This window comes from Ensifer sp. Root423 (assembly GCF_001426275.1).
Classification (GTDB): domain Bacteria; phylum Pseudomonadota; class Alphaproteobacteria; order Rhizobiales; family Rhizobiaceae; genus Ensifer; species Ensifer adhaerens.
The window spans coordinates 380,531-405,979 of sequence record NZ_LMEG01000043.1; the positions used below are offsets into that span (position 1 = coordinate 380,531).

Sequence of the window (25,449 nt, forward strand, 5' to 3'; positions counted from 1 at the left end):
AGGACCCGCATGAAGAATACCGTCTCCATCGCATGCATCATGGCAGCCGTTTTCGGCGTTGCTGCTCCGGCCGCCGCTTTCGAGCCCGATCGTCCGGTTGAATTCGTCGTCACCGCCGGCCCCGGCGGCGGCACCGATATCTTCGCCCGCACGATCCAGGCGATCATCGGAAAGTACGAGCTGATGAAGGCTCCGGTCGTGGTCACCAACAAGGGCAGCGCCGGCGGCGCCGAAGGCTTCGTCTACACGGCGACCAACAAGGGCGACGCCTACAAGCTGGCATTCGGCACCAACAACGCCTACCTGCTGCCGGTCCGCGCCAAGGTTCCCTACAAGGCTGAAGACCTGACGCCGGTTGCGGCGCTTGCTTCCGACGAGTTCGTTCTCTGGGTCAACGGCAAGGCCTCCTACAACACCGCTGCCGACTTTGCCGCCAAGGCGAAGGAAGGCGGCCTCAAGATCGGCGGCAGCCAGTCGAAGGACGTCGACCAGATCCTGACCTCGATGATCAACGAGACGACCGGCTCGACGATCAACTACATCCCGTTCAAGAGCGGCGGCGAAGCGGCCGTTCAGCTCGCCGGCGAGCACCTCGATGCCAACGTCAACAACCCGAGCGAAAACCTTGGCCAGTGGCAGGCCGGAATGGTCAAGCCGCTTTGCGTCTTCAAGAGCGTCAAGCTTTCGAACGAAACCAAGGTTGCCGGCGACAAGGCCTGGAGCGACATCCCCACTTGCAAGGAATCGGGCATCGCCATCGACAACTACTCCATGCCGCGCACCGTCTGGCTGCCGGCCGGCGTTGACCAGGATGTGGTCAAGTTCTATGCGGACCTGATGCGTAAGGTTTCGGAAACGCCGGAATGGGCGAAGTACCTGGCCGACACGTCGCAGTCGCCCGCCTACATCGCCGGCGACGACTTCAAGGCCGCCATCGAAATGGATGGCGCTGCTGTCGGCGAAGTGCTGAAGCGCGAAGGTTGGCTCGCCAACTAACAGGCGACGATCGGGACGGGTGCCATCCGGCGCCCGTCATTCGCTTTGAAAGGTCACGATCATGAGCCAGAACGGTGCGAATGGGGTCTCCCGCTTCGCGGTTGAGCTTGGTGTTGCCGCACTGACCGGCGCCTTCGGTGCTGCGGTCTGCTACGGATCTCTCGATATCGGCGCGGGCTGGACGGAATTCGGTCCCGAAGCCGGCTATTTTCCCTTCTATGTCGGGCTTCTGATCCTTCTCGGAAGCGTCGCCAATGCGATCCACGCCTTCGTGAAACATCGCGGGTCCGGTGAAATCTTCATCGACGGTCACCGCGCCAAGGTGGTGGCATCGTTCCTGCTGCCGCTGGTTGTCTTTGCCGGCGTATCCGCCTGGCTCGGCCTTTATGTCGGGACGGCGCTCTATATCGCCGGAACCATGCTCTTCCAGGGGCGCTACAAATGGTGGATCGCGCTGCCGTCGGGCATCGCTGTTTCGCTGTTTTTCTTCATCGTATTCGAGTTCGGTTTCAAGGTTCCCCTGCTCAAGGGACCGATCGAGGCCTGGTTCGGGATCTATTGATCCCGACCGCTCAAGGGCATGTCGCGTAAGCGCGCACAGCGGTCTCGCGCTAACGACAAGCAAAAAAATCAAAGACTTAAAGCCCGGGGAGCGAGCCTCAAGGATCGTGACGTGCTTTAAGCCCCGGGAGGAATGACATGGAAAATATCGGTCTTCTGATCGATGGCTTCGGCCACATCCTCAGCTGGAACCATATCCTGCTGATGATGATCGGCGTCACGCTCGGCATTCTGGTCGGCGTGTTGCCCGGCCTTGGCGCGCCGAACGGCGTTTCGCTGCTCTTGCCACTGACTTTCTCGATGGACCCGATCTCCGCCATCATCCTGCTCTCCTGCATGTACTGGGGGGCGCTCTTCGGCGGATCGACCACATCGATCCTGTTCAACATTCCCGGCGAACCCTCGTCGGTGGCGACCACGTTCGACGGCTATCCGATGGCGAAAGCCGGGCAGGCGAGCCGAGCGCTGACGCTCGCCTTCGTATCCGCCGGCATCGGCGCGCTGGCCGGCGTCGTGATGATCACACTGCTTTCCGGCTGGGTCGCGAACTTCGCACTGCGTTTCTCGTCGCCGGAATATTTCGCGGTCTACTTCCTTGCGTTTGCAAGTTTCATCTCGATGGGCGCGCAATCGCCCTTCAAGACGCTCGTCTCGATGATGCTCGGCTTCGCGCTTGCTTCCGTCGGCATGGACACGATCTCCGGCGACCTGCGCCTGACCTTCGATATCCCGACGCTGATCAAGGGCGTCAGCTTCCTGATCGCGGTCATGGGTCTCTTCGGCATCGGTGAACTGCTGCTGACGACGGAAGAGGGCCTGCGCTTCGAAGGCATTAAGGCGCGCGTCAAGCTCGTCGAGATCGGTCGCACGCTGGTCGAGATCCCGCGCTACTGGTTCACGATCCTGCGCTCGACGATCATCGGCATCTGGATGGGCATCACGCCCGCTGGCCCGACCGCGGCTTCCTTCATGAGCTACGGCGTTGCCCGTCGCTCGGCCCGCGACAAGTCGAAGTTCGGCAAGGGCGACCCGCGCGGCGTCGTCGCACCCGAGACCGCCGACCACTCGGCCGGTACCTCGGCGCTGCTGCCGATGCTGGCGCTCGGCGTTCCCGGCTCGGCAACGGCGGCCGTCATGATGGGCGGCCTGATGATCTGGGGCCTGACCCCCGGCCCGATGCTTTTTACCGAGCGGCCGGACTTCGTCTGGGGCCTGATCGCGTCCATGTATCTCGGCAACGTCGTCGCCGTCTTCCTGGTGATCGCCACCGTGCCGCTCTACGCCTCGATCCTGCGCGTGCCTTTTGCGATCATCGGTCCGATCATCGTCGCCGTCATCTTCTCCGGCGCCTATCAGGTGGCAAACTCGGTCTCCGACATCTTCATGGTCATCGGCTTTGGCGTAATCGGCTACGTCTTCAAGAAGCTCGACTACCCGCTTGCGCCGCTGGTTCTGGCCATGGTGCTCGGCGACAAGGCTGAGGACGCCTTCCGCCAGTCGATGCTTCTTTCCGGCGGTACCCTGAACATCTTCTGGTCAAACCCGCTGGTTTCCTCTCTGATGGCGCTTGCTCTTGCCCTTCTGCTGTCGCCGCTTGTCTTCGGGCTGGTCGGCCTGGTCCGCAAGCGCAAGCAAGATGCGGCCACGCCGCATGGCGACGGCAGTGCGGCGGCTTGACGGAGCCGCCGCACCTCAAAACAAGCGCATCGGAAAAGCGCGGCGCGGTCTGCTTATAGACTGCGTCGCAAAATAAGTGAGGAAAACCATGGCGAACCCATCGCGCAAATGGACCCGTGAAACCTGGCCGATCGCGGCCGCGATGATCCAGTATCCGAACGTGCTAGCAGACGGCAGCTCCGTGCAGGATCAGTCGGTCGAGCAATGGGCCGAGACACTCGCCGATGTCGTCGACGCCGGCTTCACCGAGCTCGACCCGACCGACAGCTGGATCCGGCTGGCCGACCTCCCGGCCGCGCGGCGCGATGACTTCGTCAAGCTGACGCGTGACCTTGGCCTTTCCATGCCGGCGATCTCGACTTCGCGGCGTAGCGTCATTGATCCGGAGCATGGCGACAAATATCTCGCCTACGGACATCGGGTCATCGACACGGCTGCGGCCATCGGCGCCGGCTCCGTTTCCTTCGGCTTCTTCGGGCCTTTGACCGACGCGCAGAAGAAAGCGCTCTGGTTCTGGACCGTCGACGGCGTCAAGAACCCGGAAGACCCCGCGGTCTGGAGACAAGCGGTTCAGCGCATCCGCGAACTTGGTCGCCATGCCGAGGAACTCGGCATCGAGCTGGCGCTCGAGATGTACGAGGACACCTATATCGGCTCGGCCGACAGCGCCGTGCGCTTCGTTACCGATGTCGGCCTGCCGAACGTCGGCATCAATGCCGATCTCGGCAATCTCGTGCGCCTTCACCGCCCGGTCGAGCACTGGCAGCCGATGATGGCCAAGGTTGCACCCTTCGCCAAATACTGGCACGTCAAGAATTACTACCGCACCGAGGATGAGACCTCGGGGCTGGTGGTCACCCATCCGGCGCCGCTGGAATTCGGCGTTATCAACTATCGGGCGGCGATCCGTATGGCCTTGGCGCATGGCTTCGACAGCCCGTTTCTCTGCGAGCATTACGGTGGCGACGGGCTCTCCGTCAGCGCCGCCAACCGGGACTATCTGAGGCGCATTCTGCCTCGCGACTAAGGGAAGAGACGCGATGACCACAATCTTTGACGCACCGGAAGAATTTGCGACGACCGCGCTTGCCGGATTCAGCTCGATCTACGCGCGCAACGTCCGTCTCGTGAAGGGCGGCGTCGTGCGCTCGACCAAAGTGCCGAAGGGCAAGGTCGCCGTCGTCGTCGGCGGCGGCTCCGGCCACTACCCGGCCTTTGCCGGCTATGTTGGCCCGGGCATGGCGGATGCGGCCGTGGCCGGTGACGTCTTCGCCTCACCTTCGACTGCGGCCGTTGCCCGCGTCTGCCGGGTGGCTGATCAGGGCGGCGGCGTGCTGCTTGGCTTCGGCAACTATGCCGGCGACGTCTTGAACTTCGGCGTTGCCGCCGAGCGGCTGCGCGCCGAAGGCATCGACGTGCGGATCGTGCCGGTGACGGACGACGTGGCGAGCGCCTCTGCCGAAACCCCGGCCAAGCGCCGCGGCATCGCCGGCGACCTCGTGGTCTTCAAGGTTGCCGGAGCCGCAGCGGAAGCGGGCCTCAATCTCGACGACGTTGAGCGCGTCACCCGTCTTGCAAACGACCGCACCGTCTCCTTCGGTGTGGCTTTCGGCGGCTGCACGCTTCCGGGCGCCAAGGGTCCGCTCTTCACCGTTCCAAAGGGCGAGATGGCCCTTGGTCTCGGCATCCACGGCGAGCCGGGTATCCGCGAAGAAAAGATGGTTTCGGCAACTGAGTTCGCGAAGCTGCTCGTCGGCAAACTGCTCGCCGAGCGGCCGGCGGATGTGCGCAAGGTCGCACCGCTTCTGAACGGCCTCGGCTCGACCAAGTATGAAGAACTCTTCGTGCTTTGGGTTGCGATCGAAAAGGAACTGAAGGCGGCTGGCCTGGAGATCGTCGATCCGGAATGCGGGGAATTCGTCACCAGCCTCGACATGCAGGGCTGCTCGCTGACGCTGATGTGGCTGAACGACGAGCTCGAGACCTACTGGCGCGCGGCTTGCGATGCGCCGGCCCTGCGCAAGGGGGCGATCATCGCCACCGAGCCCGCGACGGACACGCTCAAGGATGACGAGGACGCCATTTCCTTCGCAGCGGCTTCCGAGACCTCCCGTCAGAGCGGCGCGTGCATTGCGCGGCTGATCGGCGAAATGGCCGAGGCGCTGAAGCAGGCGGAAGACGAACTCGGTCGCATCGACGCCTTTGCCGGCGACGGCGACCACGGACAGGGCATGCGCCGAGGTTCGGCCGCGGCCAACGATGCCGCGAAGGCGGCGGTTGCAGCGGGTGCAGGCGCCGCCAGCGTTCTGGCGGTCGCGGGCGATGCCTGGGCGGACCGGGCCGGCGGCACGTCGGGCGCGATCTGGGGCCTGCTGTTGCGCGCCTGGAGCAATGCCTTCAACGATGATGCAGCCCCGACCGATGCCGCGATTGTCGACGGTGCCCGCCGTGCACTCGATGGCGTGACCCGCCTCGGCCGCGCCCGTGTCGGCGACAAGACCCTTGTCGATGCATTGGTGCCTTTCGTCGAGACCCTGGAGCGCGAGTTTGCCGCCGGAAAGCCGTTGATCGAGGCATGGCAGGCGGCGGCAAAGGCTGCGACCGAAGCGGCCGAAGCCACTTCGAGCCTGACGCCGAAGCTCGGCCGGGCACGGCCGCTTGCGGAAAAGAGCATCGGTCATCCGGACGCCGGCGCCGTTTCTCTGGCGCTGACGGCACGCGTTGCCGCCGGTGTCCTGGCGCAGGCCGCAAAGGCCTAAGAAACGATATCTCCTCCGATCGGGCGGCGCCGTCGCCCGATCGGAACCTCCCCCCGTGTAACCGCTGCATTGCCCCGCGCCAATCGGCGCCGCCACACGCTGCCGCGCAAATCAGCTCCGCGGAATGCCCGGCCCGGGCCTTTCCGTGGCTTTTTCAACACAATCTGCAGTCATTGTTGGGGAAACCCGACCAATTTTATCGTCTGCTAAAAGCTTGCCACGGAATTGCCCGATCGCGGGCTATGGCTTTGGTTTCCTGCAGCGTGCGCTATGTGCTTGAGTTCGTGTGCCGCCGGTCAAATGACAATCATTTCTGACGTTCCGAGAAGGAGACAAGAATGAAAAAGAGTTTTGCCGTAAAGGTGTCCGCAGCGTCTCTGGTTCTCGCGGGCGCGATCGCCGCAAACGCAGCCGATCTCGCGACAGTTCAACCGCAGCCCGAGCCCGACACAAGCAACGGCGTCAAGATTGGTTACCTCGATTGCAACATCGCTGGCGGTGTCGGCTATGTGCTCGGCTCGGCCAAGGAAGTCGATTGCGTCTTCCGCTCGACCATGGGTGCTGAAGCCTCCGACCACTATTCCGGCGCCATCCGCAAGATGGGCGTCGATGTCGGCTTCACGACGCAGAGCCGCCTGATTTGGGCCGTGTTCGCACCGACCGCCGGCTACCACCGCGGTTCGCTCGGCGGTCTCTACCAGGGTGCAACGGCGGAAGCGACCGTCGGCGCCGGTATCGGTGCCAACATCCTCGTCGGCGGCACCTCCGGTTCGATCCACCTGCAGACGATCAGCGTGACCGGCCAGATCGGCCTAAACCTCGCGGCCACCGGCACGTCGATGACGCTGACGGCCGTCAACTAACGTCGTTTGGGCGGCCCGTTGCACCTCCCACAACGGGGCGTCAAAAGACCGGGTAAGACGCAAAGGCACCGCACGCTGGAGACCGCGCGCGGTGCCTTTGTTTTTTGGCCTGTTGCCATTGGCCGATTCGCGTTTAAGGAATGCGGCCAGGAATCGTGCGCCGACAGGGCGAACTTCGAGGGGTTGGATTGAACAAAAGCCTTTGCCTGGGCGTCGTTGCCCTTTGCCTTGCGTCTGGGCCGCGGTTCGCCTCTGCCGAATGGCAGCCGGTCGAAAAGGAAGCGCTCTACACAATCACCGGGCAGACGGGTGCCGAGCTCTACGCCTCGATCGGCGAACGGGGTCCGAAAGCCGGAATCGGCAGGGCGATCGCACACACCAACTTCAAGCTGACCTGGACGCGAAAATATGAAGAGCAAGGCGGTGCCTGCGTGCTGGCGGTGGCAAAGCCGAAACTGATCATCACCTACACCCTGCCGAAACCGGCAAGGCCGCTGCCTTCAGGCACGCGCGAAAACTGGGACATCTTCATCGACGGCGTGCGCAAGCACGAACTCGTGCACGGCGATTTCATCAAGGAGATGGTCCGCGCGATCGAGCAGGCGACGCTGGGCCTCACTGTTCCCGACGATCCGAAGTGCCGCAAGATCAGGACCGTCATGACCGAGCGCCTCGGCGCGCTCTCGCAGACGCAGCGCCAGCGCAGCCGCGACTTCGACCAGGTCGAGTTGACCGATGGCGGCAATATTCACCAGTTGATTCTGAAGTTGGTCAACGGGCCGTAACCGGCTCGTTCTCAGCTCGGAAAGGCGCCGAACCTCTGCCCGGCGCCGTATCACTCACGCATAACGCACCAAAAACTCTTCGGCCGTCAGCTCGCGGAAATCGTCGAGCGCGCGGCGCAGGCGCTGGTGGTCCCAGTCCCACCACGAGAGCGCGTCCATCCGCTCGCCGACGCCCTCGTTGAAACGGGCGCGGATGAGCTTGGCGGGCACGCCGCCGACGATGGTGTAGGGCTCGACGTCCTTCGAGACGACTGCGCCGGCGCCGATAACAGCACCGTTGCCGACAGTGACGCCCGGCAGGATGGTGGCGCCGTGGCCGATCCACACATCATGGCCGATCGTCACCCGGTTCGAGCGCCGCCAGGCGAAAAGGTCGTGGTCGAGTTGGGTATCGTCCCAATAGTTCGGCGCGCGATAGGTGAAGTGATGCAGCGTCGCCCGCCAGGTCGGGTGGTTGGTGGCGTTGATGCGCACGGCGGCTGCGATGTTGACGAACTTGCCGATCGTTGCGCACCAGATCGAGCCGTCCTGCATGATGTAGGAGTAGTCGCCGAACTTGACCTCGTCGAGCCTTGAGCGCTCCTGCACTTCGGTGTAGCGGCCGAGCGTCGAATTGTTGACGCTCGCCGTTGGGTGGATAAAGGGCTCGAGCCCGAGCTTCTGGCTCATGCGGCAGCCTTTCGCGGCGAGAAGGCCGAGACGTCGAGAATGCGATCGGCAACGGCGTCGCGCACTTCCTCGTCGTGGAAAATGCCGATCAGCGCGGTGCCCTTGGCCTTCTTCTCGGCAATCAGTTCGACAACGACCGCCCGGTTCTTCGCGTCGAGCGACGCGGTCGGCTCGTCGAGCAGAAGGATCTTGTGGTCGGTGATGAAACCGCGGGCGATGTTGACGCGCTGCTGTTCGCCGCCGGAGAAGGTCGCCGGTGGCAGGCTCCAGAGTTCGCGCGGCAGGTTCAGCTTGTTCAACAGTTCGGCCGCATGGGTGCGGGCCTCTTCGAGCGGCATGCCGCGGGCCTGCAGCGGCTCGGCGACGATGTCGAGGGAGGAGACGCGCGGCACCACCCGCAGGAACTGGCTGACATAGCCGAGCGTCGTGCGCCGGACTTCGAGCACCGTGCGCGGCTCGGCCGTTGCCAGATTGACCAGCTTGCCGTCGTGATCCATCAGGATCTGGCCTTCGTCGACGCCGTAATTGCCGTAGAGCATTTTCAGGATCGAGCTCTTGCCGACGCCGGAGGGGCCGCCGAGAACGACGCATTCGCCGGCCTTCACCGAGAAGGAGACGTTGGCGACGACCGGCCGGCGGATACCGTCACGCAGATGCATGGTGAAGCTTTTTGCGACTTCGGAAACAACAAGGGGCGTGGCCATGGTTTACACCTGCAGGATCGAGGAGACGAGGAGCTGGGTATAGGGCTCGCGCGGATCGTCGAGCACGCGGTCGGTCAGCCCCTGTTCGATGACGGCTCCGTCCTTCATCACCATCATGCGGTGTGAAAGAAGGCGGGCGACGGCGAGATCGTGGGTGACGATGATGGCGGCAAGCCCGAGGTCATGCACGAGGCCGCGCACGAGATCGAGCAGGCGCGCCTGAACCGAGACGTCGAGGCCGCCGGTCGGCTCGTCCATGAAGACGAGGCGCGGGGAAGTGACGAGGTTGCGGGCGATCTGGAGGCGCTGACGCATGCCGCCCGAAAAGGCGCGCGGCTGGTCGTCGATGCGGTCGATGCCGATTTCCACCCGCTCCAGCCAGTCTCTGGCGGTGGCGCGGATGTTGCCGTAGTGGCGATCGCCGACGGCCATCAACCGCTCGCCGACATTGGCGCCGGCAGACACGGTCATGCGCAGGCCGTCGGCCGGGTTCTGGTGCACGAAGCCCCAGTCGGTACGCATCAGGAAGCGGCGCTCGGCTTCGCCCATGCGGGCGAGGTCACGGTACTGACCGTCGCGCATGTGGTACTCGACGATACCGGAGGTCGGCATCAGACGGGTCGAGAGGCACGACAGAAGTGTCGTCTTGCCCGAGCCGGATTCGCCGACGATGGCGAGCACTTCGCCCGCATAGAGCTCGAAGGAAACGTTGCGGCAGCCGATGCGGCTTCCGTAGAACTTCGAGACGTCGTTCACTTTCAGAAGCGGGAGCGTACTCATTCTGCGGCTTCCTTTCGGGCAAGCATGTGACCTGCATGGCCGCAGGCGCGGCGGTCTTCGCAATGATCGGTATCGGAGCAGACGAACATGCGTCCGCCCTTGTCGTCGAGGATCACCTCGTCGAGATAGACGTCCTCGGCGCCGCAGAGCGCGCAGGGCTTGTCGAAGCTCTGGATCTCGAAGGGATGGTCGTCGAAATCGAGGCTGACGACTTCGGTATAGGGCGGGACAGCGTAGATCCGCTTTTCGCGACCGGCGCCGAAGAGCTGCAGCGCTTCCGACATATGCATCTTCGGATTGTCGAACTTAGGCGTCGGCGACGGGTCCATCACGTAACGTCCCTCGACCTTGACCGGATAGGCGTAGGTCGTGGCGATATGGCCGTTGCGGGCGATGTCCTCGTAGAGCTTCACATGCATCAGCCCGTACTCCTCGAGCGCATGCATCTTCCGCGTCTCGGTCTCGCGCGGCTCGAGGAAGCGCAAGGGTTCCGGGATCGGCACCTGGTAGACGAGCGTCTGTCCCTCCGAGAGTTTTTCCTCCGGAATGCGGTGGCGCGTCTGGATGATCGTCGCGTCTTTCGTCCGGGTGGTGACGGCAACGTCGGCGACCTTCTGGAAAAAGGCGCGGATGGAAACCGCGTTGGTTGTGTCGTCGGCGCCCTGGTCGATGACCTTCAAGACGTCCTGCGGACCGAGGATCGAGGCGGTGACCTGCACGCCGCCGGTGCCCCAGCCGTAGGGCATCGGCATTTCGCGTGACGCAAATGGAACCTGGTAGCCGGGAATGGCGATCGCCTTCAGGATCGCGCGGCGGATCATGCGCTTGGTTTGTTCGTCCAGATAGGCGAAATTATAGGTAGCAAGGTCGTTCATCGCTGATTACCCTTGAGTGTGCCGACCGCTGATGAGGCCAGGATTTGAGCGAGATTTTCGTCTGGATGATTGGGATCTTCGTGCTTTGTTCGGCGGTTGCCGGCCTGTTCGGCATTGCCCGCCGGCCGCAGCGCGGGCCGGAGAGCAGGGCGCGCAAGAACGACGGAGGTGGCGACGCCGGTGGTGTCTATGCCGGTGACGGCGGCGATTGTGGTGGCGGGGATGGCGGCGGCGATTGAACCGCTAGGGCTGGCGGCATGTCGCATCATTCTGCCGCCTCCCGTTGTACCTTCGGTGTTTCACCTGAATTCGCGGCCTCGTAATCGCGGCGCATGCGGCGCACGAGATCGAGTTCGGCCTGGAAGTCGACATAGTGCGGCAGCTTCAGGTGCTCGACGAAGCCGGTAGCCTGAACGTTGTCTGCATGCGAGATGACAAATTCCTGATCCTGGGCGGGTGCGACGATGTCCTCGCTGAACTCGTCAGTGCGTAGTGCCCGGTCGACCAGCGACATCGACATTGCTTTGCGTTCACTCTGGCCAAAGACGAGGCCGTAGCCGCGGGTGAATTGCGGCGGCTGCTTGGCCGAGCCCATGAACTGGTTGACCATCTGGCATTCGGTGACGCGGATCGCGCCGAGTGAGACGGCAAAGCCGAGTTCCGGCAGATCGAGTTCGACTTCCACTTCTCCGATGCGGACTTCGCCGACGAATGGGTGGGTGCGGCCGTAGCCGCGCTGGGTGGAGTAGGCGAGCGCCAAGAGGAAGCCTTCGTCGCCGCGGGCAAGCGCCTGCAGTCGCAGGTCCCGGGCCATCGGAAACTCCATCGGCTCGCGGGTAAGGTCGCCCATGACATGGCCCTCGGGCATCTGGCCATCACCCTCGATCAGGCCTTCGCCGTCGAGAATGTCGGAGACGCGCATCACATGCTCACCTGGCTCCTTGACCGCCGGTTCTTCGACCGCTTCGTCGGCGATCAGCGATGGGTCGAGCAGGCGGTGGGTGTAATCGAAGGTCGGGCCCAGAAGCTGTCCGCCGGGCAGGTCCTTGTAGGTCGCCGACACGCGGCGCTCGACCTTCATGTTGGCGGTATCGACCGGCTCGGAGTAGCCGAAGCGCGGCAACGTCGTGCGATAGGCGCGCAGGATGAAGATCGCCTCGATCATGTCGCCGCGCGCCTGGCGGACGGCAAGGGCTGCGAGCGCACGGTCATAGAGCGAGGCTTCTGCCATCACTCTATCGACCGCAAGGCCGAGCTGCTCGACCACCTGGTCGATGGTGATGGAGGGAAGGCTACGGTCGCCACGGCGGCGATCGGCGAGAAGGCGGTGGGCATTGGCAATGGCGGCTTCCCCGCCCTTGACGGCTACATACATGGCTCACGCCTCCTTGAGCGAAAGACGGGTGGTGCGCGGCAGGCAGATGAGCTTGTCGCTGGCCGTCAGCACGAGATCGACGCCGCGCGGAAAGATCGCGCGATTGGCGGTCCAGAATTCGAGGAAGACGTCCGGCAGCCCCTTCACCGCAATCTCCATCACGTCCTTGATGCCGGGGCCTTTGGCGGTCAGCGCAGGGCCGCCGCTCAGCGCTTCGACTTCGATGACGAGTGTCGTCGAGCGATCCGGATATTCCTGCGTGCCAAGCGAGAACTGGTCGAAGCCGGGGAAGGCGGCGCCCTTTTCGATGAAGGCAAAACGCGCGTCGGTCTTGCTGGTGGTGAGCGGAGCACCGGTGTGGAAAGCGATCCACTGCGGAACGGCCGATTTGGAAAGTGCCGTCGTCAGCCAGACGGGCGTGTCATGGTCGCACAAAGTCAGCGCTACGGCGCCTGCGGCGGTAACGAGCGGAGCCGGAGGCGTGCTCGTCGCTTCGAGGCGCTTGATCGTACCCGGACGGGCAAAGCCGTCCATCAGGTCGCGGAAGACGGACTGAGCGGCAAAGACTGGATCGGCAAAGGCGCCGGCGTAAATCTGCGATTGGCTGGCCATCAGTCGTCTCCCCGAACCATGGTGAAAAAGTCCACGCGGGTGGCCGCGGTTTCTTCCGCCTTGCGGCGTTCTTCCTGGGCAAGCCGGTCGGCCACGCGGCCAAGTAGGGCCTCGACCTTAGCCCTGTCGCCGTCACGCTGGGCAAGGGCGTCGAAGATGGCGGCAAGCCGGGCGCGTTCCTTGTCGGTTCCGAGCAACTGCCCGTGGCCGATTTCGCCGGTCGAAAGGCGGACGGTGGCGCGCGACACCGTAGCCTCGCCGAGATTGAAGGGATCGCCGCCGCCGCCGATGCGGCCGCGCACCATGACGAGGCCGGTCTCGGGGCCTCGGACCGGGTGAACCTCGGGCTGGTCTGCGAGCGCTTTCCAGGCGTCCTTGAGTTCGGCGAGCGTTGCCTGGGCGAGCAACCGCATGGCCTCCTTGCGCGCCGGGTCCGGCGGGCTTTCCTGCTTCACTTTCGCGTCCATCATTTTCACCTCAAATGTCTATTGATCTAGACAACTATACATCTTATACTTTTTCATAACGTCGGCAAATGACAGGCTTGTGACATGCCAATGCGAAAAGACACGGCAGCGCGAAAAGTGGTGGAGCGCCAGACCGGCGTCGCTCTCTGGCGGCAGATTGCCGACCGGATCCGCCTGGCAATCAGCAATGGCGACTATGACGCGACCGGCATGGTGCCGCCGGAAACGGTGCTTGCGGGCGAGTTCGGCGTCAACCGGCACACGGTCAGAAGCGCGCTGGCGGCGCTGGCCGAAGAAGGGCTGGTGCGTCCCGTCCAGGGGCGCGGCACGATGATCGAGCGCAAGGAGCGGGTGAGTTATCCGATTTCAAAGCGCACGCGCTTCTCGCAAGGTCTTGGCCACCAGGTGAAGGAAATTGGCTCGCGGCTGCTCGGCCACACGGAATTGCCGGCAAGGGGCGAAGTGGCGAGCGCGCTTGCCATCAGGCCCGGTGATCCGGTGATCGAACTCAGAACCGTCAGCAGCGGCGATGGTCGACCGCTCTCGGTATCCTCGAGCTACTATCCGGCGCATCGCTTCCCGCGCATGGCCGAAGAATTCGAACGGCTGCACTCCGTCACCAAGGCCTTCGCAGCCCACGGTCTGGATGATTATGTACGCGCCTCAACGGAGATCGTCGCCCGGCACGCTGACGCCGACGAGCTTGCGATGCTGAAGCTCTCGCCGGGCGCAATCGTGCTCGAAGCCCAGTCGATCAACGCCGATCTCGACGGCAAGCCGATCGAATATTCCCGTAGCCGCTTTGCCGCTGACCGGATGAAGCTGCGGATCGAGACTTGAGGCCATGAGGCCGCCTCTGCCGGTCGCGATGACGTCTCGCTCAACCACAAGCGTTCCGATCCCTGTCAGGAAATAAGGCAAAGGCCGTATTTCCGACGCGTTTTTGCCGCATGACCGGAGCCTGCATCAGGACCGCGCATTCGGGAATTCTCTAAGGGGGAGAATGGCAATGGCGACGTGGCGACCCGATCCTTCCTTCTATCCATCACCGCGCATGGCGGCCAAGGCTCCAAAGGAGACGCTCGCCTACGTGGCGGCTTTCGATCCGGACCGAAGAAGGCCGGACGCGATCGCCGTCGTCGATGTGGATCCGGCGTCGCAAAGCTATTCGCAGATCGTCGGGCAGGTCGAGATGCCGAATATCGGGGACGAGTTGCACCATTTCGGCTGGAACGCCTGCTCCTCGTGCCTGTGCCCCAACGCACCGCATCCACATGTCGAGCGTCGCTACCTGGTGGTGCCGGGCCTGCGCTCCTCCCGTCTCCATATCATCGACACCAAGCCGGACCCCCGCAATCCGAAGATCGTGCGGGTGATCGAGCCCGCGGAAATCGCCGAGAAGGCGAATTATTCGCGGTTGCACACAACCCATTGCGGACCCGAAGGCATTTACGTCAACGCGCTTGCGGATCGAGACGGCAAGGCGCCCGGCGGCATTTTCCTGCTCGACCATCAGAGCTTCGATGTGCTCGGACAGTGGGAAATGGACCGTGGGCCGCAGAAGCTCGCCTATGATTTCTGGTGGCACCTCGGCCACGACACGATGATCACCAGCGAATGGGGCACGCCCGATACTTTCGAGAACGGGCTGGTGCCGGAGGTGCTGCTTGGCTCGAAATACGGCCGCCGCCTGCATTTCTGGGACCTGCACAAGCGCAAGCACGTGCAGGAGATCGACTTCGGCGAGGAACACCAGCTCGTTTTCGAACTGCGCCCGGCCCACGATCCGACCAAGGCCTACGGCTTCGTTGGCTGCGTCATCAGCCTCAAGGACCTCTCGGCGTCGATCTGGACCTGGTATCGCGACGGCGACCGATGGGCCGTGAAGAAGGTGATCGAGATTCCGGCAGAACCGGCCGATCCGGATCTGTTGCCACCGGTGCTGAAAGGCTTCAGTGCGGTCGCGCCGCTCGTCACCGACATCGACCTGTCGATGGACGATCGCTTCCTTTACGTTTCCTGCTGGGGCACCGGCGACATGATCCAGTACGACGTGTCCGACCCCTTCGCACCGAAGGAAACGGGGCGGGTCAGGATCGGCGGCATCGTGTCGCGTGCGAGCCATCCGAAGGCGAAGAACGGTGCGCTCAACGGTGGGCCGCAGATGGTGGAAATCAGCCGCGACGGCAAGCGGGTCTATTTCACCAACTCGCTCTATGGCGCCATCGACCCGCAGTTCTATCCCGAAGGCATCGACGGTTGGATGGTCAAGCTCGATGTCGCCGATGGTGGCGGGATCGCCTTCGACGAAAACTTCTTCGTCGACTGGCCAAAGGGTCATCGACCGCATCAGGTTCGCCTCGAAGGCGGCGACTGCTCGTCCGATTCCTATTGTTATCCGTGAGGAGGGAGCCGCGGTGAAGCAGCCCGATCACGGCGAATGACGACGGTCTGGCCATGGCTCTCGCTTGGCGGCCTCGGCGCCTTTCACGGCCTCAACCCGGCGATGGGCTGGCTGTTTGCGGTGGCCCTCGGACTTCATCGCCAGAGCAGCCGGGCCGTATGGCTGTCCCTCGCACCCATTGCGGTTGGTCACGCGATCTCGGTCGCGACCGTGCTGGCGGTGGTCGCAGCATTCGGCTCGGTGCTGGATCCGAACACGTTCAGGATCGCGGCCGCCGTGCTCATTCTGGGGGCCGCCGGCTACACCGCCATTTATGGCCATCGCCATCGCGTCCGGATCGGGATGCGGACCGGCATGGCGGGACTTGCGGTCTGGTCATTCCTGATGGCGACGAGCCATGGGGCCGGCCTGATGCTGGTGCCGGCGGTGCTCAGTCTCTGTCTTGCCGGTCACGCCGGCGAACTGGCGATGGCAAGTTCGCTGCCGGTCTCGCTCGCCGCCGTCGCGGTGCATAGCATCGCGATGCTGACGGTGACCGCGGTGCTGGCGCTCGCCGTCTTCACCTGGTTCGATCTTGCGGTCCTGCGTTCGGCCTGGATCAATTTCGATCGCCTCTGGACGCTCGCACTCGGGGCAACCGGCGTCGCACTCCTCATTCAATGATCCGCATCGTAGCGGCCGAACCTATTGCCGCTGCGATTTTACATAAGCGATATAGCCGCGGACATCGGCGGCGGGCTCGGCATAGGCGGCCCCGAGCGTTCTTTCGATGTTTGCCATGTAGGTCTTTGCCCAGTCCGGCAGGTCATAGTCGATCGCGGCCAGGAATTCGAGGGTTGCTGCGAGCCGGATATCGGCGATCGAAGGCTTCGCGCCACCGATGAACGGCTTGTCGCCAATGTAGAAAGCGCGGAAAACGTCGAGCGGTTCGGCAAGGGCTGCAACCGCTGCCTTCCGGGCGATCTCCTTCGTCGGTGCGTCGGCATCGCTGCAGCCGACCTCGCCCGCGTAGAGCGGAAAGTTCAGCGCCGGATAGGTTGCGCGGGCAAGGTAAGGATAGAAGGTGCCGATCAGGTAGAACATGGCGCTGTCGATCATCGCGCGTGCTTCGGGTTCCCTCGGGTAGAAGTCATCAAGCCCATGTTTGTTGCAAAGGTACTGCATGATCGCGCAGCTTTCCCAAAGCGCGCCCCTGGGCAGGTCCGCTGTCTCGATCATCGGTGTCAGATGCGACGGCGCTCGTGCCAGATATTCGGGCGAGCGCGTCTGGCCGTAGACATCGTTTTCACTGAAATCGAGCTTGGCTGCGCGCAGGAACACGCGCGCGGTCATGTTGTTGACGCTGGGCTTGATCACATTGAGCTGGATTGCGGACATGGCATTCCTCCCGGTTGAGCGTCGTTGAACTGGCGGCGGTTCGCCCGCGGCAGACACCGCCACTTGGCTACAGATCTCACCAAGTGCGACCCTATCGCGGTCCGTATGGGTTCTTCGGTTGGCGATCGAGCGACAGCGTCGGCCGAGAGCGTTCGTTCAGGGCTTCGATCGCATCGGCGAGATGGACCTCGGCGATGTTATAGTCGCCGCGTTCAGTCCTGATCCTATGCGCTTCCATCAGGACTTCGGCATGGCTGTGACCGGCCGGCGGCTCGAAGCGATAGGAGGCAAGTTCAACCAGCAGCCCAAGCGGATCTTCGAAGTAGATCGAATCCATGAAGCCGCGATCCTTGACGCCACTGTGGCGGATCTTTCGCTCGTCGAGCCGCTCCACCGCCTGGTTGAATGTCGCGCGCGAAACAGCAAAGGCGATGTGATGCACACAGCCCATGTCGGTCGGGGTGCGCTCGGGATCCGGCGTGCGGTTCTCGTCGGTGAAGACGGTGATCAGGCGGCCGTCGCCCGGATCGAAATAGAGGTGGCTTTCGCTCGCCCGGTCGAGGTTCGGTTGCTCGAAAATGAAGGGCATGCCGAGCAGCCCCTCCCAGAAATCGATCGACGTCTGACGGTCCGCCCCGACAAGCGTGATGTGGTGAACGCCTTGCGATTGCAGTTTGCGCATAGCCGGCCTCCTGGGTTCGGCGGAGAATGTGGGCCGAATGGCTCCTGGCACCGCTTTCCACCGCATGCAATTGTCGCCCGTCGCGGGCAGAAGGCAAGCGCCAATCACGGGTGGGTTGGCGGGCGGCAAACGTGTTGTGGCTGGGCAATGCACAGCTTTTAGCCCACCCGACCTTCGTTCTGAGGTTGTGCCTGCCGAAGAAACCGTTTCCGACACGCGTGTTTTGATTTCCTCGGCAAACTTTCCTATCTTCCGGTTGCAGTATCCGCAGGGTGGATGGAGGACAGATGCCGGTCATGCGGCGGTCGAAGATCAGGCAGCGCCTGCTGATCATGCTTGTCACCGGTATCGGCGGCATGGCGGCGGCTGCGATTTCCTTTGCTTCGGCGGTTTATGATGCAGCCAATCCGGTTCCTGTTCCGGTCATAGGTAAAGACCAGGTCGTCGACACGGGCCGTTGGCGGGTGACCATCAATGGCGCCCATATGTCGTCTCTGCCGCCAACCGGCACCAAACCGTTCGAGCCGAAGAGGTTCCTCCTTGTGGATCTCGAACTCGACAACCGGTCCGTGGCCAGCAGCAACGTCTTCATGAACCTGATCACGATCAAGGATGACGTCGCTCCGCTGCAGCCCAAGCCCACCTATTACCTGGCGAGGGACAAGTGGATCGCCAGTGCGATCAATCCGAACATGCCGGAAAAACTGGTCGCGGCCTGGGAGTGGCCGGCGGACCGCCCGGAACCGCAAACGCTTTCGCTGGCGATCGGCAAACAGATCTACAAGCCACGTGACAATCTCTACGGCGCGCCGAATTGGTTCGATGACGGCGAGGCCGCGGTCGTCGAGTTGCCGGTGACGCAAGCTGTGGAGACGACGGAGCAATGATGTCGGCTTTCCGTACGCTGCTGCTTTGCGGCCTTGCAATCGCCGCGCTCTATGGGATGCGAAACAGTACCCCCGGCTACGGCGACATCACCGCGCCGATCGCCATTCGCGGTGCTGTCGGCGAGCGGGTGGAGACGCGCGACTTCGCTTTCGGCGCAGCCAATGTGCATCTGGCACGACAGCTCAAGGTCGAAAGTTTTGGACGGGTCAAGGACTTCTCCACATCCGGCATCTGGCTGGTCATCGAGGGCGCGGCCGTTTCCAAGACGGAAACGATGACGTTGATGTCTGCGGAATGGCTGGCGAGCAATGGTGTGCGCTACGCGTTGAGCCAGCGGTTCTCGACCGTGCCGGGCTATCTGCCGACGGAGCGGCTCGAACCCGGCCTGCCAAGGCCGGTGCTTCTTGCCTTCGAGCTTCCCGAGGCGGCCGTCGACCAGGGCACGCTGCTCGTTGCACGCAGTCGTGTGTCGCCGCTCGCCGAGGAGCTGTCGATTGCGCTCGGCGACAAGAAGCCGGCCGAGATCAAGCCGTCTGTCACCATTGCGCGCAGCGGCAGCAGGGCGCCCTGGACACTGGCCGCGCACTGAGGGAGGTAGTCATGAGCGAGAAACGCACCTTCTGGACCTGCCTGCTCGCGTTGATCGTCGCGCTGCCGCTCGCCTTCGTCGCCCGCGCATGGGAAAGCCTTGGTGAGAGCCAATGGCTCGCCGGCGGTAGCCCGGAAGTCGTCGTTGCGGATGGAGCGGCGCAGGCCTTCGCTGGCGGGCAATGGAAGCTTATGGATATGCGACGCCTGCCGCGCACCGACGACGCACGCGTCATTCTTACCGAATTCGAGGCATCGCCGACCGATCTCGCCGCTTTGTCGAAGGGCGCCTGCCGCGTTCGACTGATCGACGACAAAGGGCGCCGCTTCGAACCGGTCACCCTGACCGAGCCGATCGTGCGAGAGATGTATCCGGAGGTGGCCGAGCGTCCGCGCTGCAGTGTCCTGGCCTTTACGGATGCCAAGGCCGGCAGCCCCGTCCGCATGGCCGAGAGCTTCATCGTTCCGGCGGAGGCGCGGGACCTTTCGCTGCGGATCGAATTTCCCGGCGCCAGTGACGAGACGCTGGTGTTCAAGTGGACGCGTAGTTGATCTCGACTTTCTCGGCCTGACGGGAAACGGCGTGTTCGAGCATCGCCGCCAGCAGGGTGATGCGCAGGGCATCGAGCACGATGCCGCCGTTGAGATCGCTGGGGCTGCCGATGAAAAGGCTCACGGCATCGAAAACGAGCCGCCAGCTCGCAAGATCTGCCACGTCCAGCGTCCGTGTTGCCGCGTACCAGATCCAGGCGCCGAGCCAGGCAATGGCATTGTAGGCGATGATAAAGGCGAAAAGTGCCGCCAGCCCCGAGCCGAGCGTCAGCTTCAGGCAGGTCCAGATCGGCGCATAGCGGGAGCGATAATCGTCGATGAAGTGGTCGAGAAAATCGGCGACCCATTTGCGCAGCGTGCGGGCACGGCGCGGCTTTGGCGATGCCGGCCGGGTGCGCGGTGTTGCGCTCGAAAGCTCGTAGCCGTTGATGATGGCCGCCATGACCAGCCAGACGACCGGAAGGAGCGCATAGAAGAACAGGCCTGTGGCCTGGCTATCCCAGTCAGGTTTTCTCAGTTCCACCGGCACGAAGGTCTCGGCGGCATGCGCAATGCCGGCGAAGGCGAAGCCGTTCATGCTCAGAAGCTTGCCGGCGCCTAGCCAGGTGATCACCTGGTCCTTCCAGACCGACAGGCCGTAGAGACCGATGAAGATCCAGCTTGCATCTGCGGCTACAATCAGAAGACGCCAGACGGGCGCTTCGCTCAGCTTGCTCATGCGTTTTGCGCCCCAGCGTACAAGCCAGCAGAGCGCGATCGACACGAGAACGCCGCGCGACCCCAGAATATCAAAGAAGTTGGCTTTTTCGCCGAAAGCGACGGCAGCAAGCGCTGATCGCGAATATTCGCGCACGGTATCGCCGAGAAAACCCCAGGCGGCGTAGTAGGCAAAGAACGGCAGCAGGGCGGCGGCGGTGACGGCGAGCAGCCTGCGCTCGGCCTTCGGCACCTTGCTCTCGACAGGCGCCGCAGCCGGTTGCTGCCGGAGCGCTTCGAGCGCCGGCAAGCCCGGGCGAAGGACCATGAACATCAGCACGATGACGACGAGCTTCGCCAACACGACGAGGGAGAGTGTGACCATGCCGCCGAGCGGATGCTGCATCCCGATCCAGACGGCTGCCCGCATCAGGAGATCGTGCACAATGGCGCCGCAGGCGCCGATCAGCAGGAGCTGCGGCCAGAAGCGGGCGAGAAGGCGCGCCATCAGGGCAAAGGGTCCGAACACTTCGGCGATCGACGTCATGCCGACACCATAGTTGCGTCGGCCGGTAACGACAACCGCTCGGGCGGGCGGAGAGACAATGTCCTCCGCGTCGCCCGGCGTCAGATGTTGCGGCGCTTGCCCTCGATCAGGTCGAGCACCGCGCGTGCCGCATCGAGCACGTTGGTGCCGGGGCCGAAGACCGCCGACACGCCGTTCTCCATGAGATAGTCATAGTCCTGGCGAGGGATGACACCCCCACAGATGACGATGACATCCTCGCCGCCACGCTTTTTCAGCGCTTCGGCCAATTGCGGCATCAGCGTCTTATGGCCGGCTGCGAGCGAAGAGACGCCAATGACATTGACCTTGCTCGCAAGCGCCATGTCGGCCGCTTCCTCCGGTGTCTGGAACAACGGGCCGGCAAGCACGTCGAAGCCGATGTCGCCAAAGGCCGACGCGATCACCTTGGCGCCCCGGTCGTGGCCGTCCTGGCCGAGCTTGGCGACCATGATTTTCGGTTTGCGGCCGAGTTTCGCCGAAACCTCGTCGAGGCGGCCGGAGAGCACCTCGAGTTCAGGCTCGCCCTCATAGGCCTTGCCATAGATCTTGCTGACGACCTTGGGCGTTGCGGCATGGTCACCAAAGGTGCCGCGCATCGCATCGGAGATTTCGCCGACGGTCGCGCGCGCCCGCGCCGCTTCGACGGCGGCCGCCAAGAGGTTGCCTTCGCCGGTCGAGGCGACCTTTGAAACCGCGGCCAGGGTCTCTTTCACCTTTGCGCTGTCGCGCCGCCGCTTCGTCTCCTCGATGCGACGGATCTGCGCGGCGCGCACGGCGCTGTTGTCAATTTCCAGGATGTCGATCGGCTCCTCGTTGTCGAGCCGGTACTTGTTGACGCCGACGATGATTTCCTCGCCCTTGTCGACCGCGGCCTGGCGGCGGGTCGCGGCCTCTTCGATCAGTCGCTTCGGCAGGCCGGCGTTGACCGCACGGGTCATGCCGCCCATCGCCTCGACCTCTTCGATCAGCGCCCAGGCCTTTTCCGCGAGTTCATTGGTCAGGCTCTCGACATAGTAGGAGCCGGCAAGCGGATCGACGACCTTGGTGACACCGGTCTCGTGCTGCAGGATCAGCTGCGTGTTGCGGGCGATGCGCGCTGAAAACTCCGTCGGCAGTGCGATCGCCTCGTCGAAGGAGTTGGTGTGCAGCGATTGCGTGCCGCCAAGGGCGGCCGACATCGCCTCGAAAGCGGTGCGGATGATGTTGTTATAGGGATCCTGCTCCTGCAGCGAGACGCCCGAGGTCTGGCAATGGGTACGCAGCATCAGCGAAGACGGCTTCTTCGGCTCGAACTCCTTCATGATCCGGGTCCAGAGCAGCCGCGCCGCCCGAAGCTTCGCCGCTTCCATAAAGAAATTCATGCCGATGGCGAAGAAGAACGAAAGCCTCCCGGCGAACTCGTCGACGTTCAGCCCCTTGGCAAGGGCAGCCCGCACATATTCGCGCCCGTCGGCGAGCGTGAAGGCAAGCTCCTGCACCAGCGTCGCGCCGGCTTCCTGCATGTGGTAGCCGGAAATCGAGATCGAATTGAACTTCGGCATCTCCTTCGCCGTATACTCGATGATATCGGCGACGATGCGCATCGAGGGTTCCGGCGGGTAGATGTAGGTGTTGCGGACCATGAACTCCTTGAGGATGTCGTTCTGGATGGTCCCCGAGAGCTTGTCGCGCGAAACGCCCTGTTCCTCGCCAGCGACGATGAAGGAGGCGAGGATCGGAATGACCGCGCCGTTCATGGTCATCGAGACCGACATCTCGTCGAGCGGAATGCCGTCGAACAGGATCTTCATGTCCTCGACCGAGTCGATCGCAACCCCTGCCTTGCCGACATCGCCTTCGACGCGCGGATGATCGCTGTCGTAGCCGCGATGGGTCGCAAGGTCGAAGGCGACGGAAAGGCCCTTTTGTCCGGCCGCGAGATTCTTCCGATAGAAGGCGTTCGAAGCTTCGGCCGTGGAGAATCCGGCATATTGGCGGATCGTCCAGGGACGCCCGGCATACATGGTCGCGCGCGGACCACGCACGAAAGGCTCGAAGCCCGGCAGCGAATCCAAATGATCGATGCCGTCGAGGTCGCCGGCCGTATAGAGCGGCTTCACCGCAATGCCCTCGGGCGTCTGCCAGGTGAGGCTTTCCGGCGCTGCCTTCAGTTCACGCTCGGCGAGCGTTTCCCAGTCCTTGGTGGTCTTTTCGGTCATCGGATGTTCTCCTGGATGATGGCGTCGACAGCCGTCGCCATCATTCGAATTCCATGATCAGTTCGTCGACCGCGAGGCTGGCGCCGGCGGCGACCGCCACGCGCTTGACCACGGCCTTCTTTTCGGCGCGCAGAATGTTTTCCATCTTCATCGCTTCGACCACGGCAAGAGCCTGCCCGGCCTCGACGGTGTCGCCGGCCTTGACCGTGACCGAGGTGATGACACCCGGCATGGGGCAGAGCAGCATGCGCGACGTGTCCGGTGGCAGCTTTTTCGGCATCAGCCGCGCCAGCTCCGCAACCCGCGGGCTTCTGACGTGGGCAATGGTGTCGATGCCGCGCCAGCGGAGCCGGATGGCGGTTCCAACCCGATCGACTTTGACGCTCAAGGGCTCATTGTCGATGTTGAAGGTGGCAAGGGTGCGGCCGGGAGCCCAGTCACCGGCGATCGTAACCGAGGCGCCGTCGGCAAATCGGACATAGGCACCATCGGCAGACGCGCCGGCGGTGACTGCGAAGTTGTGATCGCCGAGGCTGACCACCCAGTCGTGACCGACGATGCGACGGTGATTGCCGATCGTGCCGGAGATCTGGCTGGCGCGCTCCTGCAGCACCTGGTTGATCGATACGGCGACGGCTGCGATCTTGCGAAGCGACTGCTCGTCGGCCGCAACGCCGTGGAAGCCGTCGGCGAATTCCTCGGCGATATAGGCCGTGGTCAGCCGGCCCTCTCGGAACCGCTGCTGCTGCATGACGGCTGCAAGGAACGGCAGGTTGTGACCGATGCCTTCCACCTCGAACTGATCGAGCGCATCGGCCATGGCATCGACTGCCGTCTTGCGATCCGGCCCCCAGGTGCAGAGCTTGGCGATCATCGGGTCGTAATACATCGAGATCTCGCCGCCCTCGAAGACGCCGGTATCGTTGCGTGTCACCGTGCCATCTTCGCGTCTGCCCTCGACCGGGGGACGATAGCGCGTCAGCCGACCGATCGAAGGCAGGAAATTGCGGTAGGGGTCTTCCGCATAGAGCCGGCTTTCGATCGCCCAGCCATTGAGCTTTACGTCGTCCTGGCCGAAGGCCAGTTTTTCGCCACTCGCAACACGGATCATCTGCTCGACGAGATCGAGCCCGGTGATGAGCTCGGTCACCGGATGCTCCACCTGCAGGCGGGTGTTCATTTCGAGGAAGTAGAAATTGCGCTTGCCGTCGACGATGAACTCGACGGTACCGGCCGAATGATAGCCGACGGCCTTGGCGAGCGCGACCGCCTGTTCGCCCATGGCCTTGCGGGTCTCGGCGTCGAGGAAGGGCGAGGGGGCTTCTTCGATGACCTTCTGGTTGCGTCGCTGGATCGAGCATTCGCGTTCGCCCAGGTAAAGCGTATTGCCGTGTTTGTCGCCGAGTACCTGGATTTCGATATGGCGTGGCTCGGTCACGAATTTCTCAATGAAGATGCGGTCATCGCCAAAGGCGTTCTTCGCTTCGTTCTTCGACGACTGGAAGCCTTCGCGTGCCTCCTGGTCGTTCCAGGCGATGCGCATGCCCTTGCCGCCGCCACCGGCCGAAGCCTTGATCATGACGGGATAGCCGATCGAACCGGCGATCCGAACCGCCTCGTCGGCATCCTCGATCAGACCCATATGGCCCGGAACCGTGGAGACACCCGCTTCGGCCGCGAGCTTCTTCGAGGTGATCTTGTCGCCCATCGCCTGTATGGCTCCAACCGGAGGGCCGATGAAGGCAACGCCTTCCTTTTCCAGGGCTTGCGCAAAGGCGGCATTCTCCGAAAGGAAGCCATAGCCCGGATGAACGGCATCGGCGCCGGTCTTGCGGATCGCATCGATAATTTTGTCGATGACGATATAGGACTGCGCCGAGGGCGAGGAGCCGATATGCACCGCCTCATCCGCCATGCGCACATGCATCGCGTCGCGATCGGCGTCGGAATAGACCGCGACCGTTGCGATGCCGAGCTTCCTCGCAGTCTTTATGACGCGGCAGGCGATTTCACCACGGTTGGCGATGAGGATTTTCTTGAACATCTTGTTTCTCTTTCAAATCCGGACTGCGCGTCAGCGTTTGAACTTGCGGCGATAGGGCAGAAGCGCGATCGAGGATGCTGCGGCAGCACCTCCAAAGAGCAACGCGAAAGGCACCACGACCATGAGGGTTGCGAGTACCGGGCTCGTCGAGCGTATGATGTGCGTGCCGACCGCGCCGATATTGAGCCAGATCAGCACGCCGGCCGTTATGGCCCCGATCGCAACGCCGATCAGCGCGTTGACGGTCATGTAGCGCAGCATCTGCCAGTGGTCGCGTCGGGCCTCTTCCGGTGTCATTACGCGTTCCGGCTCCCGTTCCATCGTCGCCT

Annotated in this window: 27 protein-coding genes; 14 read left to right on the top strand and 13 right to left on the bottom strand. The window is 63.3% G+C overall.

Features of this window, described 5'->3' with window-relative positions; all coding sequences use genetic code 11:
- The first annotated feature begins 9 nt into the window (after positions 1-9).
- From ASD01_RS27010 to ASD01_RS27040, 7 genes are all read left to right on the top strand, one after another.
- Positions 10-996 carry a Bug family tripartite tricarboxylate transporter substrate binding protein gene (locus tag ASD01_RS27010; protein ID WP_060520518.1) on the top strand — a complete coding sequence of 329 codons (987 nt, stop codon included), beginning with the start codon at positions 10-12 and terminating at the stop codon, positions 994-996.
- Positions 997-1,057: 61 nt separating this feature from the next.
- Positions 1,058-1,558: a tripartite tricarboxylate transporter TctB family protein gene (locus ASD01_RS27015; protein ID WP_060644769.1), complete on the top strand. Its 501-nt coding sequence runs from the start codon at positions 1,058-1,060 to the stop codon at positions 1,556-1,558.
- A gap of 137 nt (positions 1,559-1,695) precedes the next feature.
- Positions 1,696-3,234 (top strand): tripartite tricarboxylate transporter permease, encoded by a 1,539-nt coding sequence (locus ASD01_RS27020; RefSeq protein WP_060644770.1) that lies wholly within the window; start codon positions 1,696-1,698, stop codon positions 3,232-3,234.
- A gap of 88 nt (positions 3,235-3,322) precedes the next feature.
- Complete coding sequence (locus ASD01_RS27025) at positions 3,323-4,261, top strand: sugar phosphate isomerase/epimerase family protein (RefSeq protein ID WP_060529557.1); 939 nt, start codon at positions 3,323-3,325, stop codon at positions 4,259-4,261.
- Between the two features lie 13 nt (positions 4,262-4,274).
- Positions 4,275-5,993 (top strand): dihydroxyacetone kinase family protein, encoded by a 1,719-nt coding sequence (locus tag ASD01_RS27030; protein WP_060644771.1) that lies wholly within the window; start codon positions 4,275-4,277, stop codon positions 5,991-5,993.
- Between the two features lie 338 nt (positions 5,994-6,331).
- Positions 6,332-6,856, top strand: coding sequence for a DUF992 domain-containing protein (locus ASD01_RS27035; RefSeq protein WP_034800084.1), 525 nt, complete (start codon positions 6,332-6,334; stop codon positions 6,854-6,856).
- Positions 6,857-6,996: 140 nt separating this feature from the next.
- Entirely contained in the window at positions 6,997-7,641 is a 645-nt protein-coding gene (locus ASD01_RS27040; RefSeq protein WP_060529558.1) for a DUF922 domain-containing Zn-dependent protease, read from the top strand.
- 54 nt (positions 7,642-7,695) lie between these two features.
- Here ASD01_RS27040 and ASD01_RS27045 read toward each other — a convergent pair whose 3' ends face one another.
- Genes ASD01_RS27045 through ASD01_RS27060 form a run of 4 tightly spaced genes read right to left on the bottom strand, consistent with a single transcriptional unit; the run spans position 7,696 to position 10,669 of the window.
- Positions 7,696-8,310, bottom strand: a complete 615-nt coding sequence (locus tag ASD01_RS27045) for a DapH/DapD/GlmU-related protein (RefSeq protein ID WP_060644772.1) — start codon at positions 8,308-8,310, stop codon at positions 7,696-7,698.
- A complete protein-coding gene (phnL, locus tag ASD01_RS27050; RefSeq protein WP_034800087.1) occupies positions 8,307-9,014 on the bottom strand; it encodes a phosphonate C-P lyase system protein PhnL in 708 nt (235 codons plus the stop codon). Before phnL ends, ASD01_RS27045 begins: the two co-directional genes overlap by 4 nt.
- Before the next feature lie 3 nt (positions 9,015-9,017).
- On the bottom strand, positions 9,018-9,794 hold the full coding sequence (phnK, locus tag ASD01_RS27055) for a phosphonate C-P lyase system protein PhnK (protein ID WP_034800088.1): 777 nt from the start codon (positions 9,792-9,794) through the stop codon (positions 9,018-9,020).
- Positions 9,791-10,669, bottom strand: a complete 879-nt coding sequence (locus tag ASD01_RS27060; protein ID WP_034800089.1) for an alpha-D-ribose 1-methylphosphonate 5-phosphate C-P-lyase PhnJ — start codon at positions 10,667-10,669, stop codon at positions 9,791-9,793. The genes phnK and ASD01_RS27060 overlap by 4 nt, the downstream gene beginning before the upstream one ends.
- A 44-nt stretch (positions 10,670-10,713) precedes the next feature.
- Here ASD01_RS27060 and ASD01_RS27065 point away from each other — a divergent pair, with 44 nt between their 5' ends.
- Positions 10,714-10,908, top strand: a complete 195-nt coding sequence (locus ASD01_RS27065; protein WP_060644773.1) for a hypothetical protein — start codon at positions 10,714-10,716, stop codon at positions 10,906-10,908.
- 26 nt (positions 10,909-10,934) lie between these two features.
- Here ASD01_RS27065 and ASD01_RS27070 read toward each other — a convergent pair whose 3' ends face one another.
- Genes ASD01_RS27070 through phnG form a run of 3 tightly spaced genes read right to left on the bottom strand, consistent with a single transcriptional unit; the run spans position 10,935 to position 13,123 of the window.
- Complete coding sequence (locus ASD01_RS27070; protein ID WP_060529560.1) at positions 10,935-12,044, bottom strand: carbon-phosphorus lyase complex subunit PhnI; 1,110 nt, start codon at positions 12,042-12,044, stop codon at positions 10,935-10,937.
- Positions 12,045-12,047: 3 nt separating this feature from the next.
- Positions 12,048-12,656, bottom strand: a complete 609-nt coding sequence (gene phnH, locus ASD01_RS27075; RefSeq protein ID WP_060644774.1) for a phosphonate C-P lyase system protein PhnH — start codon at positions 12,654-12,656, stop codon at positions 12,048-12,050.
- Entirely contained in the window at positions 12,656-13,123 is a 468-nt protein-coding gene (phnG, locus tag ASD01_RS27080; protein ID WP_090301696.1) for a phosphonate C-P lyase system protein PhnG, read from the bottom strand. The genes phnH and phnG overlap by 1 nt, the downstream gene beginning before the upstream one ends.
- Positions 13,124-13,213: 90 nt before the next feature.
- Between phnG and phnF the strand changes: the two genes are divergently transcribed.
- The 3 genes from phnF (at position 13,214) to ASD01_RS27095 (ending at position 16,190) form a co-directional block, all read left to right on the top strand.
- Positions 13,214-13,963: a phosphonate metabolism transcriptional regulator PhnF gene (gene phnF / locus ASD01_RS27085; RefSeq protein WP_060608991.1), complete on the top strand. Its 750-nt coding sequence runs from the start codon at positions 13,214-13,216 to the stop codon at positions 13,961-13,963.
- Between the two features lie 169 nt (positions 13,964-14,132).
- Positions 14,133-15,527: a selenium-binding family protein gene (locus tag ASD01_RS27090; RefSeq protein ID WP_060644775.1), complete on the top strand. Its 1,395-nt coding sequence runs from the start codon at positions 14,133-14,135 to the stop codon at positions 15,525-15,527.
- Positions 15,528-15,563: 36 nt separating this feature from the next.
- Complete coding sequence (locus tag ASD01_RS27095; RefSeq protein WP_060644776.1) at positions 15,564-16,190, top strand: hypothetical protein; 627 nt, start codon at positions 15,564-15,566, stop codon at positions 16,188-16,190.
- Between the two features lie 21 nt (positions 16,191-16,211).
- Here ASD01_RS27095 and ASD01_RS27100 read toward each other — a convergent pair whose 3' ends face one another.
- Together ASD01_RS27100 and ASD01_RS27105 are read right to left on the bottom strand one after the other, a co-directional pair.
- Positions 16,212-16,904: a glutathione S-transferase family protein gene (locus tag ASD01_RS27100; RefSeq protein WP_060644777.1), complete on the bottom strand. Its 693-nt coding sequence runs from the start codon at positions 16,902-16,904 to the stop codon at positions 16,212-16,214.
- 91 nt (positions 16,905-16,995) lie between these two features.
- Positions 16,996-17,586: a VOC family protein gene (locus ASD01_RS27105; RefSeq protein ID WP_034800095.1), complete on the bottom strand. Its 591-nt coding sequence runs from the start codon at positions 17,584-17,586 to the stop codon at positions 16,996-16,998.
- A gap of 287 nt (positions 17,587-17,873) precedes the next feature.
- Here ASD01_RS27105 and ASD01_RS27110 point away from each other — a divergent pair, with 287 nt between their 5' ends.
- From ASD01_RS27110 to ASD01_RS27120, 3 genes are read left to right on the top strand one after another with little or no spacing between them, the layout of a single operon-like run.
- Positions 17,874-18,473 carry a hypothetical protein gene (locus tag ASD01_RS27110; RefSeq protein WP_034800096.1) on the top strand — a complete coding sequence of 200 codons (600 nt, stop codon included), beginning with the start codon at positions 17,874-17,876 and terminating at the stop codon, positions 18,471-18,473.
- Positions 18,470-19,063, top strand: coding sequence for a hypothetical protein (locus ASD01_RS27115; RefSeq protein ID WP_051659534.1), 594 nt, complete (start codon positions 18,470-18,472; stop codon positions 19,061-19,063). Before ASD01_RS27110 ends, ASD01_RS27115 begins: the two co-directional genes overlap by 4 nt.
- Positions 19,064-19,074: 11 nt before the next feature.
- On the top strand, positions 19,075-19,614 hold the full coding sequence (locus tag ASD01_RS27120; protein WP_060583590.1) for a hypothetical protein: 540 nt from the start codon (positions 19,075-19,077) through the stop codon (positions 19,612-19,614).
- On the opposite strand, the gene ASD01_RS27125 is transcribed toward ASD01_RS27120, so the two are convergent.
- From ASD01_RS27125 to ASD01_RS27140, 4 genes are all read right to left on the bottom strand, one after another.
- Positions 19,595-20,857 carry a hypothetical protein gene (locus tag ASD01_RS27125; protein WP_060644778.1) on the bottom strand — a complete coding sequence of 421 codons (1,263 nt, stop codon included), beginning with the start codon at positions 20,855-20,857 and terminating at the stop codon, positions 19,595-19,597. The two genes, ASD01_RS27120 and ASD01_RS27125, sit on opposite strands and share 20 nt — an antisense overlap.
- Positions 20,858-20,937: 80 nt before the next feature.
- Positions 20,938-23,076 carry a methylmalonyl-CoA mutase gene (scpA, locus tag ASD01_RS27130; RefSeq protein WP_060644779.1) on the bottom strand — a complete coding sequence of 713 codons (2,139 nt, stop codon included), beginning with the start codon at positions 23,074-23,076 and terminating at the stop codon, positions 20,938-20,940.
- A 40-nt stretch (positions 23,077-23,116) separates the two neighbouring features.
- Entirely contained in the window at positions 23,117-25,120 is a 2,004-nt protein-coding gene (locus tag ASD01_RS27135; RefSeq protein WP_060644780.1) for an acetyl-CoA carboxylase biotin carboxylase subunit, read from the bottom strand.
- A gap of 30 nt (positions 25,121-25,150) precedes the next feature.
- Positions 25,151-25,417, bottom strand: coding sequence for a hypothetical protein (locus ASD01_RS27140; RefSeq protein ID WP_034800118.1), 267 nt, complete (start codon positions 25,415-25,417; stop codon positions 25,151-25,153).
- Positions 25,418-25,449: the final 32 nt, after the last annotated feature.

Excerpts from the sequence above, each read along its gene's own strand:
- ASD01_RS27020 (WP_060644770.1), top strand. The coding sequence starts at position 1,696 with ATGGAAAATATCGGTCTTCTGATCGATGGCTTCGGCCACATCCTCAGC.
- ASD01_RS27100 (WP_060644777.1), bottom strand. The coding sequence starts at position 16,904 with ATGTCCGCAATCCAGCTCAATGTGATCAAGCCCAGCGTCAACAACATG.
- ASD01_RS27045 (WP_060644772.1), bottom strand. The coding sequence starts at position 8,310 with ATGAGCCAGAAGCTCGGGCTCGAGCCCTTTATCCACCCAACGGCGAGC.
- ASD01_RS27090 (WP_060644775.1), top strand. The coding sequence starts at position 14,133 with ATGGCGACGTGGCGACCCGATCCTTCCTTCTATCCATCACCGCGCATG.
- ASD01_RS27070 (WP_060529560.1), bottom strand. The coding sequence starts at position 12,044 with ATGTATGTAGCCGTCAAGGGCGGGGAAGCCGCCATTGCCAATGCCCAC.
- scpA (WP_060644779.1), bottom strand. The coding sequence starts at position 23,076 with ATGACCGAAAAGACCACCAAGGACTGGGAAACGCTCGCCGAGCGTGAA.
- ASD01_RS27040 (WP_060529558.1), top strand. The coding sequence starts at position 6,997 with ATGCGGCCAGGAATCGTGCGCCGACAGGGCGAACTTCGAGGGGTTGGA.
- ASD01_RS27035 (WP_034800084.1), top strand. The coding sequence starts at position 6,332 with ATGAAAAAGAGTTTTGCCGTAAAGGTGTCCGCAGCGTCTCTGGTTCTC.
- ASD01_RS27120 (WP_060583590.1), top strand. The coding sequence starts at position 19,075 with ATGAGCGAGAAACGCACCTTCTGGACCTGCCTGCTCGCGTTGATCGTC.
- ASD01_RS27010 (WP_060520518.1), top strand. The coding sequence starts at position 10 with ATGAAGAATACCGTCTCCATCGCATGCATCATGGCAGCCGTTTTCGGC.
- ASD01_RS27110 (WP_034800096.1), top strand. The coding sequence starts at position 17,874 with ATGCCGGTCATGCGGCGGTCGAAGATCAGGCAGCGCCTGCTGATCATG.
- ASD01_RS27095 (WP_060644776.1), top strand. The coding sequence starts at position 15,564 with ATGACGACGGTCTGGCCATGGCTCTCGCTTGGCGGCCTCGGCGCCTTT.
- ASD01_RS27125 (WP_060644778.1), bottom strand. The coding sequence starts at position 20,857 with ATGACGTCGATCGCCGAAGTGTTCGGACCCTTTGCCCTGATGGCGCGC.
- ASD01_RS27115 (WP_051659534.1), top strand. The coding sequence starts at position 18,470 with ATGATGTCGGCTTTCCGTACGCTGCTGCTTTGCGGCCTTGCAATCGCC.
- phnF (WP_060608991.1), top strand. The coding sequence starts at position 13,214 with ATGCGAAAAGACACGGCAGCGCGAAAAGTGGTGGAGCGCCAGACCGGC.
- ASD01_RS27025 (WP_060529557.1), top strand. The coding sequence starts at position 3,323 with ATGGCGAACCCATCGCGCAAATGGACCCGTGAAACCTGGCCGATCGCG.
- ASD01_RS27140 (WP_034800118.1), bottom strand. The coding sequence starts at position 25,417 with ATGACACCGGAAGAGGCCCGACGCGACCACTGGCAGATGCTGCGCTAC.
- phnH (WP_060644774.1), bottom strand. The coding sequence starts at position 12,656 with ATGGCCAGCCAATCGCAGATTTACGCCGGCGCCTTTGCCGATCCAGTC.
- phnK (WP_034800088.1), bottom strand. The coding sequence starts at position 9,794 with ATGAGTACGCTCCCGCTTCTGAAAGTGAACGACGTCTCGAAGTTCTAC.
- ASD01_RS27135 (WP_060644780.1), bottom strand. The coding sequence starts at position 25,120 with ATGTTCAAGAAAATCCTCATCGCCAACCGTGGTGAAATCGCCTGCCGC.
- ASD01_RS27030 (WP_060644771.1), top strand. The coding sequence starts at position 4,275 with ATGACCACAATCTTTGACGCACCGGAAGAATTTGCGACGACCGCGCTT.
- phnG (WP_090301696.1), bottom strand. The coding sequence starts at position 13,123 with ATGGACGCGAAAGTGAAGCAGGAAAGCCCGCCGGACCCGGCGCGCAAG.
- ASD01_RS27015 (WP_060644769.1), top strand. The coding sequence starts at position 1,058 with ATGAGCCAGAACGGTGCGAATGGGGTCTCCCGCTTCGCGGTTGAGCTT.
- ASD01_RS27060 (WP_034800089.1), bottom strand. The coding sequence starts at position 10,669 with ATGAACGACCTTGCTACCTATAATTTCGCCTATCTGGACGAACAAACC.
- ASD01_RS27105 (WP_034800095.1), bottom strand. The coding sequence starts at position 17,586 with ATGCGCAAACTGCAATCGCAAGGCGTTCACCACATCACGCTTGTCGGG.
- phnL (WP_034800087.1), bottom strand. The coding sequence starts at position 9,014 with ATGGCCACGCCCCTTGTTGTTTCCGAAGTCGCAAAAAGCTTCACCATG.